Source organism: Alistipes finegoldii DSM 17242 (assembly GCF_000265365.1).
Classification (GTDB): Bacteria; Bacteroidota; Bacteroidia; order Bacteroidales; family Rikenellaceae; genus Alistipes; species Alistipes finegoldii.
In genome coordinates this window covers 3,445,218-3,465,166 of sequence record NC_018011.1, presented here as the reverse complement: position 1 = coordinate 3,465,166, position 19,949 = coordinate 3,445,218, and the positions used below count along the sequence as shown (strand labels likewise).

Annotated in this window: 14 protein-coding genes; 10 read left to right on the top strand and 4 right to left on the bottom strand. The window is 62.1% G+C overall.

Features of this window, described 5'->3' with window-relative positions; genetic code table 11:
* Positions 1–41: 41 nt before the first annotated feature.
* On the bottom strand, positions 42–215 hold the full coding sequence (locus ALFI_RS14955; protein WP_009596623.1) for a histone H1: 174 nt from the start codon (positions 213–215) through the stop codon (positions 42–44).
* Positions 216–389: 174 nt separating this feature from the next.
* On the opposite strand from ALFI_RS14955, the gene ALFI_RS14950 reads away from it, so the two are divergent.
* From ALFI_RS14950 to ALFI_RS14940, 3 genes are read left to right on the top strand one after another with little or no spacing between them, the layout of a single operon-like run.
* Entirely contained in the window at positions 390–1,502 is a 1,113-nt protein-coding gene (locus tag ALFI_RS14950) for an efflux RND transporter periplasmic adaptor subunit (protein ID WP_014776431.1), read from the top strand.
* Between the two features lie 4 nt (positions 1,503–1,506).
* Positions 1,507–4,641, top strand: coding sequence for an efflux RND transporter permease subunit (locus ALFI_RS14945; protein WP_014776430.1), 3,135 nt, complete (start codon positions 1,507–1,509; stop codon positions 4,639–4,641).
* Positions 4,638–6,002, top strand: a complete 1,365-nt coding sequence (locus ALFI_RS14940; protein ID WP_009596650.1) for an efflux transporter outer membrane subunit — start codon at positions 4,638–4,640, stop codon at positions 6,000–6,002. Before ALFI_RS14945 ends, ALFI_RS14940 begins: the two co-directional genes overlap by 4 nt.
* 23 nt (positions 6,003–6,025) lie before the next feature.
* On the opposite strand, the gene ALFI_RS14935 is transcribed toward ALFI_RS14940, so the two are convergent.
* A complete protein-coding gene (locus ALFI_RS14935) occupies positions 6,026–7,522 on the bottom strand; it encodes a sulfatase family protein (RefSeq protein WP_014776429.1) in 1,497 nt (498 codons plus the stop codon).
* 170 nt (positions 7,523–7,692) lie between these two features.
* Here ALFI_RS14935 and feoB point away from each other — a divergent pair, with 170 nt between their 5' ends.
* From feoB to ALFI_RS14905, 6 genes are all read left to right on the top strand, one after another.
* Complete coding sequence (gene feoB, locus ALFI_RS14930) at positions 7,693–10,341, top strand: ferrous iron transport protein B (RefSeq protein WP_014776428.1); 2,649 nt, start codon at positions 7,693–7,695, stop codon at positions 10,339–10,341.
* A gap of 475 nt (positions 10,342–10,816) precedes the next feature.
* Positions 10,817–11,209 carry a CidA/LrgA family protein gene (locus ALFI_RS14925; RefSeq protein WP_009596636.1) on the top strand — a complete coding sequence of 131 codons (393 nt, stop codon included), beginning with the start codon at positions 10,817–10,819 and terminating at the stop codon, positions 11,207–11,209.
* A complete protein-coding gene (locus ALFI_RS14920) occupies positions 11,202–11,900 on the top strand; it encodes an LrgB family protein (protein WP_009596643.1) in 699 nt (232 codons plus the stop codon). Before ALFI_RS14925 ends, ALFI_RS14920 begins: the two co-directional genes overlap by 8 nt.
* 127 nt (positions 11,901–12,027) lie before the next feature.
* A complete protein-coding gene (locus ALFI_RS14915; RefSeq protein WP_009596645.1) occupies positions 12,028–13,692 on the top strand; it encodes a putative transporter in 1,665 nt (554 codons plus the stop codon).
* 185 nt (positions 13,693–13,877) lie between these two features.
* Positions 13,878–15,065, top strand: coding sequence for a pyridoxal phosphate-dependent aminotransferase (locus tag ALFI_RS14910; protein WP_014776427.1), 1,188 nt, complete (start codon positions 13,878–13,880; stop codon positions 15,063–15,065).
* Between the two features lie 220 nt (positions 15,066–15,285).
* Positions 15,286–16,137 carry a GNAT family N-acetyltransferase gene (locus ALFI_RS14905; RefSeq protein WP_014776426.1) on the top strand — a complete coding sequence of 284 codons (852 nt, stop codon included), beginning with the start codon at positions 15,286–15,288 and terminating at the stop codon, positions 16,135–16,137.
* Positions 16,138–16,361: 224 nt separating this feature from the next.
* Here the strand turns inward: ALFI_RS14905 and ALFI_RS14900 are convergent, their stop codons facing one another.
* On the bottom strand, positions 16,362–16,802 hold the full coding sequence (locus ALFI_RS14900) for a peptidylprolyl isomerase (protein WP_014776425.1): 441 nt from the start codon (positions 16,800–16,802) through the stop codon (positions 16,362–16,364).
* Positions 16,803–16,816: 14 nt separating this feature from the next.
* Positions 16,817–17,992: a formate-dependent phosphoribosylglycinamide formyltransferase gene (gene purT / locus ALFI_RS14895; protein WP_014776424.1), complete on the bottom strand. Its 1,176-nt coding sequence runs from the start codon at positions 17,990–17,992 to the stop codon at positions 16,817–16,819.
* Positions 17,993–18,075: 83 nt separating this feature from the next.
* Here purT and ALFI_RS14890 point away from each other — a divergent pair, with 83 nt between their 5' ends.
* Positions 18,076–19,935, top strand: coding sequence for an outer membrane protein assembly factor BamB family protein (locus ALFI_RS14890; protein ID WP_014776423.1), 1,860 nt, complete (start codon positions 18,076–18,078; stop codon positions 19,933–19,935).
* Positions 19,936–19,949 lie beyond the last annotated feature (14 nt).

Here is a 19,949-nt window from a genome sequence, read left to right as displayed (position 1 = left end):
GCCCCCTGGGGACAGCCTTTGTTGCGTCATTGTGTCTGTAATTATTTCGCAGCGTCTACGGAAACCTTGCGGAACTCCTTCATCAGCTTCGAAATTTCGAGAGCGGACTTGCGGGCGCGCGTACCGGCGGCCTTGTTGCCCTTCTCTACCTGTGCTGCTGCATTAGCTGCGAATACTTCGTACTCTGCATTGATCTTTGCTACTAATTCTTTCATAACTTTTTTTATTAATTGGGTTTGTTATCAACGCAAAGATATAAAAATTATCTAAACATCATCATTTATTGCCAAAAAATTCAACGTTTTTTAGCATAAAACCCCCTTTCCAAGAGCCTGTCACCCGGTTCGCGGTACGTTTTTTGTCCCCGCAAGAGCGTAAAACATTCCGGTATGAACAGACTTTTAATCGTGGCGGGACTCGTTTCCGCGCTCCTGCCCGCCGGGTGCGGCCGGCACAAGCCGAAACCCGCAATGCCGCCCCTGCAGGTCGAAACGGCCCGCGCCGTTACGGACAGCATCCCCAACCGCATGAGCTTCATCGGTTACCTTTCGAGTAATTTCGACGCCGTGATCCAGCCCCGGATCAATGGCTTTCTGTTATCCAAGCGGTTTTCGAACGGCATGCCCGTAAAACGCGGGCAGCTGCTTTTCACGATCGACCCCGACCAGCTTTCGACCACGATGCTCGCCGCCGAAGCCGCGCTCCAGTCGGCCAAGGCGCAGGCGCTGGAGGCTCAGAACAACTACGAGCGCGCCGTGCCGCTGGCCAAGATCAACGCCATCAGTCAGGCGCAGCTCGATCAGTATACGGCGCAGTACAAGGCCGCCGAAGCCTCGGTGCGCTCGGCCGAGCAGACGCTCAGCAGCGCCCGCATGAACGTCGGCTACACCGAGCTGCGCTCGCCCATCGACGGCATCATCGAACACACGGCGGCGCATGTGGGCGACTACGTCGGTCCCGGCACGCAGTTCAGCGTGCTGACGAGCATTTCGAATATCGACACGCTGACCGTCGATGTGGCCATTCCGATGGCCGAATACCTCAGGGCGGCCGGAGGACGCGGTTCGATCTACGACAACGAGGGGCTGCTCTCGGACATTCGCCTGACGCTGGCCGACGGCACGCGCTACCCTTACGGGGGACTCTACGACTACACGCGCAAGGACGTGTCGAGCAGCACGGGAACGCTCGTGCTGGTGGTGATGTTCCCCAACCCCGACCGGTCGCTCAAACCCGGGCAGTTCGCCCGCGTCTCGGCCAACGTCGGCCCCGTGCAGCCGCGGGTGATCGTGCCTCAGCAGAGCGTCAGTCAGGCGCAGGGCGTCAATTCGGTCTGGGTCGTACGGCCCGACAGCACGGCGGCCTACCGCCGCGTGGTGCTGGGCGACACCTACGGCACGATGTGGTGCGTGGACGAGGGGCTCGCCGAGGGCGAACAGGTGGTTACGGCAGGCCAGCAGAAACTGCGCAACGGCATGAAGGTAATCCCCGTAATACGCTGACGTCATGGAGAAATTCTTCATTTCACGTCCGATTTTCGCCATCTCGCTGGCCATCGTCATCGTACTCGTGGGTTTGATCTCGATCCTGAACCTGCCGATCGAGCAGTATCCCGACATCACGCCTCCGGTGGTCGAGGTCTCGGCGACCTACGACGGCGCCGACGCCGAGACGGTCAATAACGCCGTGGCCACGCCCGTGGCACAGAGCGTCATGGGCGTCAGCGACATGCTCTACCTGCAGACCACGAGCGCCAACGACGGTTCGATGGTCATGCAGGTGACCTTCGACATCGGGTCCGATCCCGACCTCGACGCCATCTTCACCCAGAACAACGTATCCTCGGCCGCAGCCCAGCTTCCGGCGACGGTGACCAAGCAGGGCGTCACCACGCGCAAGACCATGACGGGTTTCCTGCTGGTCTTCTCGCTGCACAGCGACGGACGCTACGACGACGAATTCCTCTCGAATTATGCCTACATCAACCTTCAGAACGAACTGCTGAAGATCAACGGCGTGGGCAAGGTCTCGATCATGGGCGCCGGAGAGTACGCCATGCGCGTATGGCTCCGGCCCGACGTGCTGAAATACTACGGCATCCCGGTTTCGGCCGTCACCGCCGCCATCGAAAATCAGGGCGGCATCTACCCTGCCGGACAGTTCGGAGCCGAACCAGCGCCCGACGGCACCTCCTATACCTATACGGTGACCATGCCCCCGCAGATCACCACGGCCGAGCAGTTCGGCGACATCGTCGTCGTGACCACCTCTGAGGGCGAACAGATCCGCCTGCGCGACGTGGCCGACGTATCGCTCGGAAGCCAGAGTTACGGCGTAAGCTCGCTCTTCGAGGGCAAGCCTACGGCCCTTATCGTCATTTATCAGGAGCCGGGCAGCAACGCCGTGGCCGTAGGCGACAAGGTCAAGGCCGAAATGGCGCGGCTCGGCGAACGCCTGCCCGACGGCATCACGACATCGACGGTCGTGGACACCACGACCAGCATCGACGCCGGCATCAGCGACATCTTCACCACGCTCATCATAGCCCTCGTGCTGGTGATCTGCATTATCTACCTCTTCATTCAGGACTGGCGCGCCACGGTCATTCCGCTGGTCGCCATCCCCGTGTCGCTGGTCGGCGCCTTCGCGCTCTTTCCGCTGCTGGGGTTCTCGATCAACATCATTTCGCTGCTGGGACTGGTGCTGGCGATCGGTCTGGTGGTGGACGACGCCATCGTGGTCGTGGAGGCCGCGCAGGTCAATATCGCCAACGGGATGAAACCCCGCGCCGCGGCGCTCGAAGCCATGAAGAACGTGGCTTCGCCCATCGTCGCCACGACCGTCGTCCTGCTGGCCGTATTCATCCCCGTATCGTTTACGGGCGGCATCACGGGGCGGCTGTTCCAGCAGTTCTCGGTGACGATCGCCGTGTCGGTCGTGATCTCGGCCTTCAACGCCCTGACGCTCTCCCCGGCCTTGTGCGCCCTGCTCCTGCGCCGCCGCGAACCGCCCAAGAAGGGATTCTTCGCCGCTTTCAACCGCTGGTTCGCCCGGCGGATGGACAAATATACGGCCTTCACGCCGACGCTGATCCGCCACGTGGCCCGCACGGGCGTATTTATCGCCGCGGTACTGGCCGTCATCTTCCTCGTGTGGCGCAAACTGCCCGCCGGATTCCTGCCCGAAGAGGATCAGGGATACGTGATGGTGATGGTTTCGACTCCCGAAGCCTCGTCGCTGCAGGTGACACAGAAGGCCATGATCCGGGCCGACGAAGTGATCCGCACGCTGCCCGAAGTCGCTTCGACCTCGTTCGCCGCGGGATTCAACATGATGGCGGGCATCGCTTCGACCGACAGCGGCATCATCTTCGTGTCGCTGGTCGGTTATTCCGACCGCAAACTGACGGCCATGGAGATCGCCCAGAAACTCACCGACGAGCTTTACATGGCGGTTCCGGGCGCCGAGTGCTTCGCCTTCATCCCGCCGTCGATCCCCGGTCTGGGCATCACGTCGGGCGTTTCGGTCGAGGTGCAGGACCTCGAAGGGCGCGGCACGGCCTACCTGCTGGAGCAGAGCGAACGGCTGATGGACTCGTTGCGCAAGCTGCCCTCCGTCGCGTCGGTGACCACGCAGTTCAACGCGGGCGTCCCCCAGCGGCGGCTGCGCATCGACAAGGAGCAGGCGCTGGCTTCGGGCGTGGACTTGGGCGTACTTTACGGCGACCTGACGACCCTGCTGGGCGGCGCCTATGTCAACAACTTCTCGCGTTTCGGCAAGCTCTACCAGACCTACATTCAGGCCGCCCCCGCCTACCGCATGGACAAACGCTCGCTCGACAGCTATTACGTCGCCTCCTCGTCGGGCGAAAGCGTCCCCGTCTCGTCGCTGGTCGAGGTCGTGGATACCGTGGGCGTCGAATACGTCTCGCAGTTCAACCTCTACCGTTCGATCGGACTTACGGTCACCCCCGCGGCCCGCACCTCGACGACGACCGTCATGCAGGACATCACCCGCACGGCCGCGCAGGTACTGCCCGACGACGTCGGCACGGCATGGAGCGGCACCTCCTTTCAGGAAGCCAACGCTTCGAAGACCGGAGGACTGGTCTACCTGCTGGCGCTGGTCTTCGTGTTCCTCGCGCTGGCGGCCCTGTACGAATCGTGGGGGCTGCCGCTGGCGATTCTGATGAGCGTTCCCGTGGCGGTGCTGGGCGCCGTGCTCTTCATCGGCGTCTCACACCTGCTCAACGCCTTCTACGTCAATGACATCTACATGCAGATTTCGCTGGTGATGCTGATCGGACTGGCGGCCAAAAACGCCATTCTGGTCGTGGAGTACGCCGACAGGCTCTTCAACGAGCAGGGCGCCTCGCTCATGGACGCCGCGATCGGGGCCGCCAAACTGCGCGTGCGGCCGATCATCATGACCGCTTTCGCCTTCATCCTCGGCGTCATGCCGCTGATCTTCGCCAGCGGCGTATACGCCACGGCGCGCAACATCATGGGCGTCGCGCTCGTGGGCGGCATGCTGTTCGCCACGCTGCTGGGCATCTTCGTCTACCCCGCGCTCTACTATTTCGTGGGACGCATCGGCGGTTTCGAACGCCGCCGCGAACGCAAAAAACAGGAACAGTCATGAAAGCCGGATACCTCATAATCATTTTCGCAGCATTTACGGCGGCCTGCACGCCGCGCTTCTACCCGCCGCGCGTCTCTGTGCCCGACGATTACATCTACGGGCGGGGATTCTCGGAGGACACGACCCGCTTCGGCCCCGAATGGTGGACGCTGTTCGGCGATACGGTGCTCAACAACCTCGTCGCACGGGCGCTGGACAACAACCGCGACGTGGCCGTGGCGGCCTCGCGCGTGGAGGAAGCGCGGCTGAACCTCAAGAGCGTGCGGGCGCAGTACCTGCCGCAGGTCGGGCTGGGCGTCACGGCCGAAGGCGAATATACGCCTGCCACGAAGATCGTGCAGTCGTACGCCGTCGAGCCGTCGCTCTCGTGGGAGGTGGCGCTCTTCGGGCAGCTGCGCAATGCCAAACGCGCCGCAAAAGCCCAGATAGCCTCGTCGGAGTGGGCGCTGCGGGGCGTGCGGCTGGCGCTGGCGGCCGAAGTCGCCACGACCTATTTCACCCTGCTCGAATACGAACGCGATCTGGCGATCGCCCGGCAGAGCTGCGCCCTGCGGCGCGAATCGGCGGCCCTGATCGACTCGATGTTCCGCTACGGCATGTCGGACGGCGTGGCGCTGGAGCAGGCCCGGAGTCTGGTCTACACCGCCGAAGCGGACATTCCGCAGTACCGACGGGCCGTGGCGCAGACGCGGCTGTCACTCGACATCCTGCTGGGCGAAACGCCGCGGCGAACGGACAGCGCGGGGGCTGGACTGCGCCTGCTGACCGATTACCGTCCGGCGGACATTCCCGTCGGACTGCCCTCGGAGCTGCTCGAACGGCGGCCCGACATCATGCAGGCGCGTTACGATATGCTCGCCGCAGCCGCCGAAGTGGGCATCGCACGCGGCAACCGGTTCCCGTCCATTGCTCTGACGGCCAAAGGCGGAATCGCATCCAATTCGATCAAAGGTTTAACTTCGGCCAACCCTTGGGCGTGGGATGCGTTAGGCTCGCTGACACTCCCCGTCTTCAATTTCGGCAGACTTCGCCGCGCGGAACAGGCCGCCATGGAACGTTACACGCAGTCGGCGCTGACCTACGAGCAGACCGTGCTGACGGCCTTTTCCGACGTCGAGCAGGCGCTGGTGGCCATCGCCACCTACCGCAGGCAGACCGAACGCTACGGCGAGCTGGTTCTCGCCAACGACCGCATCGCCGCGATGACGCAGGCGCTCTACCGCAGCGGCCTGTCCGACTACCTCGACGTGATCGACGCCCAGCGCAGCCTCTATCAGTCGCAGATGGAGTTCGTCAATCTGGTGGCGCAGCAATATATCAACTACGTCAATCTCTGCAAGGCGCTGGGCGGCGGATGGTGAGCGCACACCCCGGCAATGGAACGCTAAAATGGTCCGGGAGCGGTAATCAGGGCGGCTCCGGCAGCTTTTCCCGGCATCTCGCGGCGCTCCCCGAATGCCGGGAGTTTTCGGGCCGTTTCCCGCGAACGCCAGTCGGGGGTCAGGCTGTCGGGCGTCGTGTCGCCTGTTTCTGCCTGCCATTTCCGCAGTACGGCAAGCAGCTTCGCCGTTACGGCGGATTTCCCGGCGGCGAGATTCTCCAGCTGTTCCGGATCGGCGCGATAGTCGTACAGCTCGACCGAAGGGCGCGGCGTGATGAATATGTCGGCCTGAAGCGAATCCAGCCGGCCTGCGGCATAGGCCTCGAACAGCGAGCGTCCCGAAGCGCTGTTCACAACGTCCGCCGCCCCTACGGCACTCAACCACGGGCGGGCATTTTCGATCAGCAGGTAGCGTTCCGTGCAGACCATCCGTTCGCAGGCTTCGAAATCGTGCCAGTTGTGTTCGGCGAAAGCGTATGTACGGAATTTGCGGTCGGGATGAGCAAGCAGGGATGCGAAACTGCGTCCTTGGAATGCGCGGGGCGTTGCGACGCCCGCAATGTCGGTGAGCGTCGGAGCGAGATCGACAACGCTCACCAAGCTGTTGCAAACCTCCGCTTTGGCACGCATTCCGGCCGGATAACGGACGACAAAAGGCGTGTGGATGCCATCGGGTAGAAGCCGTGTCTTGGCACGGGCGAAGGGACGGCCGTTGTCGGCCATGACGACGATGAACGTGTCGTCGAAAACGCCCTGACGCCGGAGTTCGGCGACGACCTCGCCGACGAAACGGTCGAAGCGCGACACTTCGTAATAGTAGCTGGCGAAATCCTCCCGTGAAGGGTAATCATCGACAAAGAAGCGCGGTAAGACAACGTTTTCGGGGCTATAGCGTTCCAGCGAACGGTCGTCATCCCAGCCGCGGTGGGCATCGTGAGATGCGAACCACATAAAAAAGGGCCGGTCGGCAGGCCGGTCGCGCAGGTATTCCACCCAGCGTTCGGCCCCGCTGGGACCGCCCCCGTCGTTGGAGCCGCCTCCCGTCCGGTCGAAATCATGCAGTACCGGCCCTGCGGGGATCGCCGACGAATCGCCGAAATGCCACTTTCCGGCCTGCGCCGTATAATACCCCGCCGCTTTCAGCGCTCCGGCGACGGTAACCTGCTCCGCACCGATCGGCGAATGGAGTTCGCAGGCCCCCGTGTTGTGGGGATAACGCCCCGTAAGGATGCTCGCGCGGCTCGGACTGCTCGAACTGGTCGTCAGGATGGCGTTGGTAAAGCGCACTCCGGAGGCTGCGAGGGAGTCGATGTTGGGCGTGCGGATAACCGGATGTCCGTAACATCCGAAATCGTCGCGGGAAATGTCGTCGGCGATCAGCACCAAGATGTTCGGGCGTTTCGGATCAGCGCCTTTGTTTTTGCCGTCGGCGGCAGTCACGCCGGCGGCCGCCAGCGATCCGCAAAGCAGCGCCGGCAAGCGATAATGTATTCGTGTCATGGGCGTCAAGAAAATTATTCAGGCAAATATAACAATATAATTCAATAGTATGGCAAAGACGGGACACCCGCCGCGCATCATCCCGTGAACAATCCGGAAATACCCATTTTTGGGGATTGCACATCCCGGCGTAAAATCGTATCTTTGGAGCCAAAAACCAAAGAGCGACAATGCGTCTATCCGAACTTAAGACCGGGGAATCGGCCACGATACTCAAAGTGACGGGACACGGCGGTTTCCGCCGCCGCATCATGGAGATGGGTTTCGTCCGCGGACAGCGGGTCGAAGTGATTCTCAACGCCCCGCTGAAGGACCCTATCGAATACAAGATCATGGGCTACGACATCTCGCTGCGCCGCAGCGAAGCCGACATGGTGGTCGTGCTCTCAGACAGCGAAGCCAGCGAATACCTCGCCGGGGGCGGCTCGCACCATCACCACCACGAACACCACCGCCGGCACTGCGGATGCGGCGCCGACGGACAGCCCGCGGAACCGGAATACCCGACGGCCGAGACGCCCGGTCCGGATGACGGCTGCGCGACGATCGACGAAGTCATCAACCGTCACAGCCGCACGATCGGCGTGGCACTGGTGGGCAACCCCAACAGCGGCAAGACCTCGCTTTTCAACGCCATTTCGGGCGGTCACGAACACGTCGGCAACTACAGCGGCGTGACGGTCGGCGCCAAGATCGGGCACCGCTGCTACCGCGGCTACCGTTTCGAAGTGACCGACCTGCCGGGCACCTACGCCCTTTCGGCCTACACGCCCGAAGAGCGTTACGTGCGCAGCCACATCGCCGAGAGGACTCCCGACGTGATTATCAACTCGGTGGTGGCGTCGAACCTCGAACGCAACCTGTACCTGACTACGGAGCTGATCGACATAAACCCGCGCATGGTTGTGGCGCTCAACATGTTCGATGAGCTTAACTCAAGCGGTGCAGAGCTGGATTACGACAACTTGGGCCGCATGCTTGGCGTGCCGATGGTGCCCGTCGAGGCGCGCAACGGCAAGGGCATCGAGCAGCTGCTCGACACGGTGATCGCGGTATACGAGAATCAGGACGAGCGCGTGCGCCACATCCACATCAACATGGGGTCCGTCATCGAAGAGGGACTGCGCCGCCTGAACGGCGACATGAACGCTTTCCGCGGCGAGCTGCCCAAAGCCTTCCCGCCCCGCTACTATGCGATGAAGATGCTCGAAGGCGACCGGCAGGTCGAGGAGCAGCTGCGCGGCTGCAGCCGCTGGCCCGAATGGGCCGCGATCCGCGATCTGGAAGCCAAGCGCATCAGCGAAGCGCTGGGCGAAGACGTCGAAACGGCAGTCGCCAACCAGAAATACGGATTCATACAGGGCGCGCTCAGGGAGACCTTCACTCCGGGCAAGCGCGAGGAGGCTTCGACCACGGCGCAGATCGACACCTTCGTGACGCATAAACTGTGGGGATTCCCGATCTTCTTCTTCCTGATGTGGTTCATGTTCTGGTGCACGTTCAGTCTGGGCGCCTATCCGCAGGAGTGGATCGACGCGCTGGTGGGCTGGATCGGCGGTGCGATCGACTACATGATGCCCGCCGGACCGCTGCGCGACCTGCTGGTGGATGGCATCGTGGGCGGCGTGGGCGCCGTGATCGTCTTTCTGCCCAACATCATGATCCTCTACCTGTTCATCTCGTTCATGGAGGATTCGGGCTACTTGGCCCGCGCGGCCTTTATCATGGACCGCGTGATGCACCGCATCGGCCTGCACGGCAAATCGTTCATTCCGCTCATCATGGGCTTCGGCTGCAACGTCCCGGCGATCATGGCCTGCCGGACGATCGAGAGTCGCAGCAGTCGGCTGATTACCATACTGATTACCCCTTTCATGTCATGCAGCGCGCGAATTCCGATCTACCTGCTTCTGGCCGGCACCTTCTTTGCCGAGAATGCCGGGCTGGTGATGATCGGACTCTATGTGCTGGGCGTCGTGCTGGCCGTCTTCACGGCGCGGCTGATGCGGCGGTTCATGTTCCCGGTGGACGAAACGCCGTTCGTCATGGAGCTGCCGCCCTACCGCCTGCCGACATGGAAAACGACGCTCAGGCATATGTGGGACAAGTGCGCGCAATATCTGCGCAAGATGGGCGGCATGATTCTGGTCGCGTCGGTGGTCGTATGGTTCCTGAGCTACTACCCCCGCACCGACGCCGGAAATACGCCCGAACATTACGAAAACTCCTACCTCGGACGTCTCGGACGCACCTGCGAGCCGGTGTTCAGTCCGCTGGGGCTGAACTGGAAAGCGGGCGTGGCCCTGTTGTCGGGCGTCCCGGCCAAGGAGATCATCGTCAGTACGCTCGGCGTACTCTACTCCGAAGGGGCTCCTGCGGCGGCGCAGCCTTCCGGGACGATCGAAATAGTTGCCGAATCGGGTGAGATGGCAGACACCGCGAAGCTGTCGATCAACGATTTGCCAAACGGCAAGGTCGCCGTGATCGGCGGCGCGGACGGCCCGACGGCCATCTACATAGCGAAGACGGCCGACGGCCGGCCGGGCCTAAATCCGGGAACGGCGGCCGAAGATGCCGCGGCGGACGGAGACGAAGAGACGGCGAATCTCGCGCGACGTCTGACGGCGAGCGGCGATTTCACCCACGCCTCGGCGCTGGCGTTCCTCGTATTCATCCTGCTCTACTTCCCCTGCATCGCCACGGTCGCGGCCATCGGCTCGGAGGCGGGCTGGCGATGGGCCGTCGCCAGCGTGGCATACAACACCCTGCTGGCATGGCTGGCGGCATGGGCCGTCTATCATTTGGTCATGTGGCTCTGATATGGGATGGCAGGATTATACGGTATGGGCGATCGGAGCGGCGGTCGCGGTGTTGCTCGCACGGCGGCTCCGGTGCTTCTTCCGGGGGCGCAGGCGCGGCGGATGCGCGTCGTGCGCCAGTGCGCAGTGTCCGCTCAAAGCGGTGCGGCGCAACGATAAACGGCGAAGCCCCTGCACCCCGTCTGATCGCGGGAGGATGCGCCGGCGTGGCGTTTTGCCGCCCGGCAACTGCAAATCAATATGCGATGGACGATTTCGGCTCGCCGCATCTGCGCGCGACATCCTCCGGGACGCAGACGAAGCGACAGGAGACCGTGACCGCTCACAAATCAACTCCTGCAGGTACAACATACGGCCAAAAACGCTATCTTTGCGGCAGATAAATTTCGCCGAAACAGGCCGCTTGTGCACAGACGACTAATTTTGCCGCTGTACACGGCCTTTATGCCTTTGCAGGCGAACATGTGCAGAAATTATGCTCGGACTCTTTTACATACTCCTTTTCTGGCTGATCGGCAACGCATTGAGCATCCTGACCGGAGGTTATGTGTCAGGTAACATCATCGGCATGATCCTGCTTTTCGCGGCGCTCTGCATGCGTTGGGTCAAAGCCGAGACCGTGCGTCCGGCGGCGAAATTCCTGCTGGGAGCCATGGCGCTCTTCTTCGTCCCCTACGGCGTGGGGCTGATGGACTCCTACCGGGTGATTCTCGACAATCTGTGGGCGATCGTGATTTCGGGCATCGTCTCGACGATCGTCGTCCTGCTCGTCACGGGGCAGACCTTCCAAAGCCTGAACCGCCGTTCGCGCCTGCGGCGCATCCGGCATCTGCGCGAAACCGCTCCAAACACTCCCGACCATGATTGACAAGGCATTCCTCTCCTCGGATCTCTTCCTGCTGACGCTCACCGTAGGACTCTACTGCTTGGGCTGCGCCGTCTACCGACGGCTGCGGGTGCCGCTGCTGCATCCCGTACTGCTGACGTTCGTCGCGGTGATCGTCTTCCTCAGCGCGGCGGGCATCGACTATCCCCGCTACAAGCAGGCGACTTCGGCGCTCGATTTCGCGCTGGGCATGTCGGTCGTGGCGTTGGGATACCTGCTTTACGAACAGATGGAACAGCTGCGCGGCAGTCTGCTGCCGGTGGGCGTCGCAACCCTCGCGGGATGCGTGACGGGCGTGCTGAGCGTCGTCTATATCGCCATGGCGTTCGGCGCAGGGCGCGAAATCCTCACCTCGATAGCCCCCAAATCGGTCACCGTGCCGATCGCCGTCTCCGTGTCGGGACCGCTGGGCGGCATCGTGCCGATCACGTCGGTCGTGGTCTTCTGCGTCGGAATCTTCGGCAGCATCTTCGGCGAGTGGATTCTGCGCCGCTGCGGGGTGCGGGACGCCGAAGCGCGGGGATTTGCGCTGGGAGCCGCCGCACACGGCATCGGAACGGCGCGCGCCATCGAGATAGGCGCCGTGGAGGGCGCTCTGAGCGGGCTGGCCATGGCCCTGATGGGGCTGGCGACGGCGCTGCTCATGCCGCTGATGGAGCGGTATCTGTATTAGCCGCAACCCCTGCGGCGGACGGACGGACGTATATCGGCACCATAAAAGTCGCATCAAAGTTTTTTAAATTCTATAATAAATACTACTTTTGCACAATTACTGGCAATTCGTACAAAAGTAGGTTAATATGGAGTGGTTACACACCTTGTTCTTCGGCAACGGCATCGCCCATGCCGTGCTGACCTTCGCGTTGGTCATCACCATCGGCATTCTGCTCGGAAAAGTCAAAATTGGCGGCGTCTCGCTCGGAATCACGTGGATTCTGTTCGTGGGCATCGTCCTGAGTCATTTCGGAATGACGGTGGACGGCGAGGTCAGGCATTTCGTGCAGGAATTCGGGCTGATTCTGTTCGTCTTCTCGATCGGTCTGCAGGTCGGACCGGGATTTTTCGCATCGTTCAAACACGGCGGCATGACGCTGGTCATGTGCGCCGTGGCGATCGTATTGCTGGGCGTGGCGACGGCCTATGTCGTCCATCTGGTGACCGGCACGCCGATTCCGACGATGGTCGGCATCCTTTCGGGCGCCGTGACCAACACCCCCGGACTGGGCGCCGCGCAGCAGGCTTACGCCGATGCGTCGGGGATCGAAGACCCCACGATCGCGCTGGGTTACGCCGTGGCCTATCCGCTCGGCGTCGTGGGCATCATATTCACGATGATCTTCATCCGCTACGCCCTGCGCGTGAAGTTCGAAAAGGAGGACGAGGGGCTGGCGGCGCTGAGCCGGGAGCACAAGCTCGCCGACAAGGTGTCGGTCGAATTCACCAACAAGACGCTCGACGGCCGCACGGTGGCCTATGTCCGCGACCTGATCAACCGTCAGTTCGTCATATCGCGCATCCTGCGTCCCGACGGAACGATCTCGATGGCCGATGCGGATAGCGTGATACACCTCGGCGACCGGCTGTGGGTGATCTCGCAGGCCGAGGACATCGAGGCGATCGTGGCCTTCTTCGGCCGCCGCGTGGAGATGACCGACGAGCAGTGGGGCAACAATACGCCCAACGCCGAGCTGGTGTCGCGCCGCATCCTGATCACGAAATCGTCGCTCAACGGCAAGAAATTCTCCGACCTGCGCCTGCGCACGAAATACGGCATCACCATCACGCGCGTAAACCGCGCGGGCGTCGATCTGATCCCCTATCAGGGCTTGGAACTGCAGGTCGGCGACCGCGTGATGGTCGTGGGACCCGCGAAGGCCGTGGCGCAGGTGGCCGACGTATTGGGCAACTCGCTCAAGAAGCTGAACCAGCCTAATTTGGTGACGATCTTCGTAGGTATCGCTTTAGGTGTGCTGCTGGGGTCGATTCCGCTGCTCAACGTGCCCCAGCCCGTGAAGCTCGGACTGGCCGGAGGCCCGCTGATCGTGGCCATCCTGATCGGACGCTTCGGTACGCATTTCCATCTGGTCACCTACACCACGATGAGCGCCAACCTGATGCTGCGCGAAATCGGCATCGCGCTGTTCCTCGCGGCGGTGGGCATCGGCGCGGGCGACGGATTCATCGACGCCATCGTCGACGGCGGTTACCGCTGGATCGGATACGGCGTCATCATCACCGTCCTGCCGCTGATAATCGTCGCGCTGGTAGCGCGGCTGTGGCTCAAGATGAACTACTACACGCTGATGGGACTTATCGCCGGATCGACGACCGATCCCCCGGCGCTGGCCTACGCCAACGCCACGGCGGGCAACGACATGCCGGCCGTGGGTTATTCGACGGTCTATCCCGTAGTGATGTTCCTGCGCGTGCTGACGGCGCAGATATTCATTCTCTTCGCGCTGTAAAAGGGGACGGTTCGTAAAAAATGTTACGAACTGTTACCCGCCCGACATACCGCCCCGAAGCAGGTCTGAGCGGGAAACGAAGCGGCGGAGAGAGTCCGAAGGGAGATAAAATTCAACGATGGCTTTTAATTTTTAATAGGAATACCTATCTTTGCAAACAGCAAATCCAAACACCTGATTACACTATGGCAAAAGCAGTCAACATCGCCCGTTCCCATCGGTTGGACGGCATCGGAGAGTACTATTTTTCGCGCCGTCTGCGCGAGATCGCCGAAATCGAAGCGGCAACGGGCCGTCAGATCGTGAAACTCGCTATGGGCAGCCCCGACCTGCCCCCGCACCAGTCGGTCATCGACCGTCTCGCCAAAGAGGCGCAGCGTCCCGACGTGCACAAATACATGTCCTACAAGGGAGAGCCGATCCTGCGCAAAGCTTTTGCAGACTGGTACAAGAAATGGTACCGCACCGAGCTGGACTACAATTCGGAGGTGCTGCCCCTGATCGGTTCGAAGGAGGGTATCATGCACATCTGCATGACGTTCCTCAATAAGGGCGACAAGGTGCTGGTGCCCAACCCCGGCTACCCCACCTACTCGGCGGCCGTGCGTCTGGCCGGCGGCGAGATGGTGACCTATGCGCTCAACAAGGAGACGAATTTCTACCCCGATTTCGCGGCGATCGAGAAGGCCGGGCTGGACGGTGTGAAGATGATGCTGATAAACTACCCCAACATGCCGACGGGACAGACCCCGACCATGGAGCTGTTCCAGCAGATCGTGGATTTCGGCGCCAAGCACAACATACTGATCGTGCACGACAACCCCTACAGCTTCATCCGCAACGCGGCGGCTCCGATCTCGATCATGGAGGCAGAAGGCGCGCGCGACGTGGCGCTGGAGATGAACTCGCTGTCGAAAGGCCATTCGATGGCCGGCTGGCGCGTGGGCGTGGTCGTAGGCAAGAAGGAGTGGATCGACTCGATCCTCACGTTCAAGTCGAACATGGATTCGGGTATGTTCTACCCCATTCAGGCTGCGGCCGACACGGCGCTGGCGCTGGGCGAGGAGTGGTTCAAGGAGCTGAACGACATCTACTACGGCCGTGAGAAGCAGGCGTACGCGCTGCTCGACGCGCTGGGATGCAAATACCGCGAGCATCAGGCGGGACTGTTCGTATGGGCCGAACTGCCGGAGTCGTACGAGGGTGACAGTTTCGCATTCTCGGACGAGGTGATGGACAAGTGCGACGTGTTCCTGACTCCGGGCGGCATCTTCGGCTCGGAGGGCAAGCGTTACATCCGCATCACGCTCTGCTGCCCAGAGGAGCTGCTGAAGAAGGCGACGGAAAACATCAAGGCCAAGTTCGGAAAATAATCCGGAGGCGATACGGTCCAAGAACCGAATGACAAAGAGACTGTCTCAGCGTTTTGAGACGGTCTCTTTTTTTTGCTGCGGGTTTCCCGGCCGTCGCACGGACCGGAGCTGCGGTGAAAAAGCGGAATTCGGGAAGCGGAGATCGGTAAAAATCACTATCTTTGAAACAGAGCGGGCATAGCCTTGCCGGGCGGCCATTTTTCCGCCGAAACCGACGCATATGGAGATAAAATCACTGGAAAAGACAGACTTCAACACGCTGTTCAGGGCTTTCGGCCGGGCGTTCGCCGACTACGAGGTGCAGCTGAACGCGGAACAGCTGCGGGCCATGCTGACACGGCGCGGTTTCGATCCCACCCTGTCGTTCGCCGCATTCGACGGAGCGCAGATCGCGGCTTTCACGCTGAACGGCATCGGCAATTTCAACGGCGTGCCGACGGCTTACGACACGGGAACCGGGACCCTCAAGGAGTACCGGGGCACGGGACTGGCCACGGAGATTTTCAGACACTCGATGCCGCACCTACGGCGGGCGGGCGTCGGACAGTATCTGCTGGAGGTGTTGCAGCACAACACCGGAGCCGTGTCCGTTTACCGGAATCTGGGGTTCGAGACGGTTCGGGAGTTCAACTATTTCTGCCGGGCGAACACGGAAATCGTCGACCGGGGCGATACGCCCCGCCTGCCCCACTCGGTGAGACGGATAGATCCCGAAAAATTCGCTTCGATCTCCTCCTTTTGGGATTTCACGCCCTCGTGGCAGAACAGTTTCGAATCCATAGGAAGAGCCGCCGGAGATTTCGTCAGTCTGGGCGTCTTCACCGAAGAGGAACTCGCCGGCTACTGCGTTTTCGAACCCGCGTCGGGCGACGTCGCGCAGATCGCGGTGAAGCGGCAGTACCGCAGAAAGGGAATCGCCGGCCTGCTGCTGCGGGAGATGCTCCGGCTGAACAGGAACGACTCCCTCAAAATCATAAATACCGACGTCTCGTGCGGCTCGATAACCGGATTCCTGCAAGCGAAAAACATCGTGCCGCAGGGAAAGCAGTTCGAAATGATCCGGAAGATATGACGCGGCGGCAGCGCATTGCCGGTTCCCGCAGCATCAGACCGGCGACACCCTCTCTTCGTGCCGCTCCACGCTGATGCCGACGATGCGGAAAAGAGGAGGACAGGCCGCCGTGCGGTCTCCTCTTGCGGGCAACGGATCTTCCCGCGACGAAAAAAGGCTCTCCGTACGGAGAGCCTTTGGCGAATTCTGCGACCTCAGGGATAATCTGCGATTGCAGCGGCGCGCTACTCGTTCACGATACGGACCGAGAGGATCAGGTCGCCGGGACGGATGTCGTCGATGACCTCCAGCCCTTCGACGACGCGGCCGAAGCAGGTGTGACGGCCGTCGAGATGCTGCGTCGTTTCGCGGGTGTGGCAGATGAAGAACTGCGAGCCGCCCGTGTCGCGTCCCGCATGGGCCATCGAGAGTACGCCCCGGTCGTGGTACTGGCGCGGAGCCGAGGTTTCGCATTTGATCGTGTAACCCGGACCGCCTGTGCCGTCGCCTTTGGGGCAGCCGCCCTGAATGACGAATCCCGGAATCACCCGGTGGAAAGTCAGTCCGTCGTAGAAACGGCTCTCCGCGAGTTTTACGAAGTTCGCCACCGTGCCCGGCGTCTCATCGGTATAGAGTTCGGCTTTCATGTCGCCTTTCTCGGTCGAAATAATTGCGTATTGTGCCATATCGTTCGATAAAATTAAGGTTCCAGAACTTTGATTTCCGCGGCGGCGGCCTTGACCCGTTCGCGCAGGGCCTCCAGATCGCCGTCGAGCGGGGCGTAGCCCGTGACCACGCCCATGCGGCGGTTCACGCGGGCCGAGGGTTTGCCGAAGATGCGCACGTCGGTGCGGGGATCGGCGGCCAGTGCGCGGTCGATGCCCTCGTAACGCGGCGCCGAGGCGCAGGCGACCGGCGAGAGGACGACGGCCGAGGCGCCCAGACGCTCGAACGTGACGGCCGGAATCGGCAACCCCAGCACGGCCCGCAGGTGCAGTTCGAATTCATTGAGATTCTGCGTGCCGGCCAGCGTCACCATGCCCGTATCGTGGGGCCGCGGCGAGAGTTCGGAGAAGTAGACCCCGTTTTCGTGGCTCAGGAAGAACTCCACGCCCCACAGCCCGGCGCCGGTCAGCGCTTCGGTGACGGCGGCCGCCATGCGCTGCGCTTCGGCCAGATGTTCGGGCGCGATGTGCGGCGACTGGAAGCTTTCGCGGTAGTCCCCGCCCTTCTGCACATGGCCGATCGGCGGGCAGAAGAGCGTCGGGCCGTTCTTCTGGGTTACGGTGAGCAGCGTGATCTCGCTGTCGAAGCGGATGAACTCCTCGATAATCAGCTCGCGGATGTCTCCGCGCGACCCTTCGCAGCCATAGCGCCAAGCGTGCTCCAGCTCTTCGGGTCCTTTGACGAGCGACTGGCCTTTGCCCGACGACGACATCAGGGGTTTCACCACGCACGGATAACCGATCTTCGCGGCGGCTTGCTTCAGCTCGTCGTACGACGTCGCGTAGAAATAGCGGGCGGTCTTCAGCCCCAGCTCCTTGGCCGCAAGGTCGCGGATGGCTTTGCGGTTCATCGTGAAGTTGACGGCGCGGGCGCTCGGCACGACCTGCACGCCCGCCTTTTCGAACTCGTAGAGCCGTTCGGTGCGGATCGCCTCGATTTCGGGCACGATGATGTCGGGACGGTGTTTCCCGACGGCGGCGGCCAGCGCGTCGCCGTCGAGCATGTGAAACACTTCGCATGCGTCGGCGACCTGCATGGCGGGGGCGCCCGCATAAGAGTCGCAGGCGACGACGGTCTGTCCCAGCCGCTGCGCCGCGATCACGAATTCCTTGCCCAGCTCACCCGAACCGAGCAGCATTATTTTTTTCATGGACTTCTGTTTTTTTAGTGACGCAAAGATATGTTTTTTCGGCCTAAATTCGTACCTTGTAATGATAAAACTGCTCCGAAACCATGAAAAACCCGTTCATCGAATTATGCGGCTGCATGTGCCTGACCCTGCTGGCGCCGCAGCCTGCCGCGGCGAAAACGGCCGGGGAGGTCCCGCCCGCCGATACGCTCCGCACCGTCTTCTTCACCGACATACACGTCACGCCGGGCAACGCGCAGGATTCGCTCTTCCGGATCGCCGTCGCGGAGGCGAACGCTTCGGACGCCGATCTGGTCATCTTCGGGGGCGACCTGACGAACATGGGGAGCGACCGCGAGCTGGCGCATGTGCACGGACTCATGTCGCAGCTCCGCAAGCCGTGGTTCACGGTGCCGGGCAACCACGAAACGACGTGGTCCGAAAGCGGCTGCACGACATTCCGCCGTCTGTTCGGACATGCGGGATGCGTCGCCACCCGCGCCAAGGGTTATCTCTTTCTGGGCTATGCCAGCGGGCCTTATATGAAAATGGCCGACGGAATGATACGGGGCGAAGACCTCGCATGGCTCGAACGCCAAGCGGCCGCCGCACGGCCCGGCGAGCGGATCGTAAGCCTCTGCCACTACCCGCTCAACGGGGATCTGACGAACCGGCAGGAGGTGACCGAGACGCTGAAAAGCGTGGGCGTCACGGCATCGCTGTACGGCCATTACCACCAGCTGCAGCTGCGCAACTTCGACGGGATTGCGGGGATTCCGGGCCGCGCACTCGCGGGCAAAAGGGGCGAAGCGCCGGGGTATACGCTGCTCGACTTTTTCGCCGACTCGGTGCGCATACGCGAGAAGCCGCTCGGCATGCCCCCGGTCACCCGGTATACGGTCTGCCTGAAAGACGATCCGCAGATATCGGCGCTCCCCTGCGACCCGCTGCCGCCGGCGCCCGACGCCGAAGGCCGCATGCGGCTGGTCGTGCAGGACAGCGCCATGGTGCTGACGGGAGCGGCATTCTGCGGCGAGGTGCTCTGTTACGGCAATTCGCAGGGCGTACTGCGCGCCTACGACACGCGCAAGGGACGCGAATTGTGGCGGCACGTCTTTCCGGACGGGCTTTACACCACTCCGCTCTGCACCGGAGGACTCGTGATCGCGGGAGCCGCATCGGGCGGCATATGGGCTTTCGACGCCCGGACGGGGCGCGAGAAATGGCACCTTCCGACGCAGAGCGCTGTCGTGGGCGACGGACTTACGGACGGCGGGGCATTATACATAGGTCTGGGAATCGGTTCCATAGGCAAGATCGACCTGCGCAGCGGCAGGCTGTTGTGGCGGCACGATTACGGCTGCGGGCAGGCGCAGGGCCGTCCGACGCTGGCCGACGGACGGCTCGTATTCGGCGCATGGGACCGCCATCTCTATTGTCTCGACGCCGGCACCGGCGAACTGCTCTGGAAGTGGAACAACGGCAGCGGCAGTCTCTTCTTCTCGCCGGGGCACGTCGTACCCCGCATCGCCGGCGGCAAGGTCTTCATCGTCGCCCCGGACCGCGTCGTGACCTGTCTGGATCTCGCCACCGGGAAGCAGCTATGGCGCGACAACAGCCGCAAATCGCGCGAAACGACCGGACTGAGCGGCGACGGACGGAGGTTCTACTACAAGACGATGGACGGCGAGCTGGCGGCCATAGACACCTCGGCGGAGCGGTACCGCGAACTATGGTGCACCGACCTCGGCTGGGGGTATGAGTACAACTCCTGTCCGGCATTCGTGCGCGACGGCGTGGTCTATGTCGCGGGCCGTCACGGCACCGTTGCCGCCGTAGGCGAAGACGGCACGCTGTTGTGGAGCGTCAAATGCTGCAATTCGGGCGGAAATGATTTCGCGCAGGCTCCCGACGGCTCCCTCTGGGCGACTTTCGCCGAAGGCAAGATCTTCCGGATACCATAAACGGGTCTATAAAT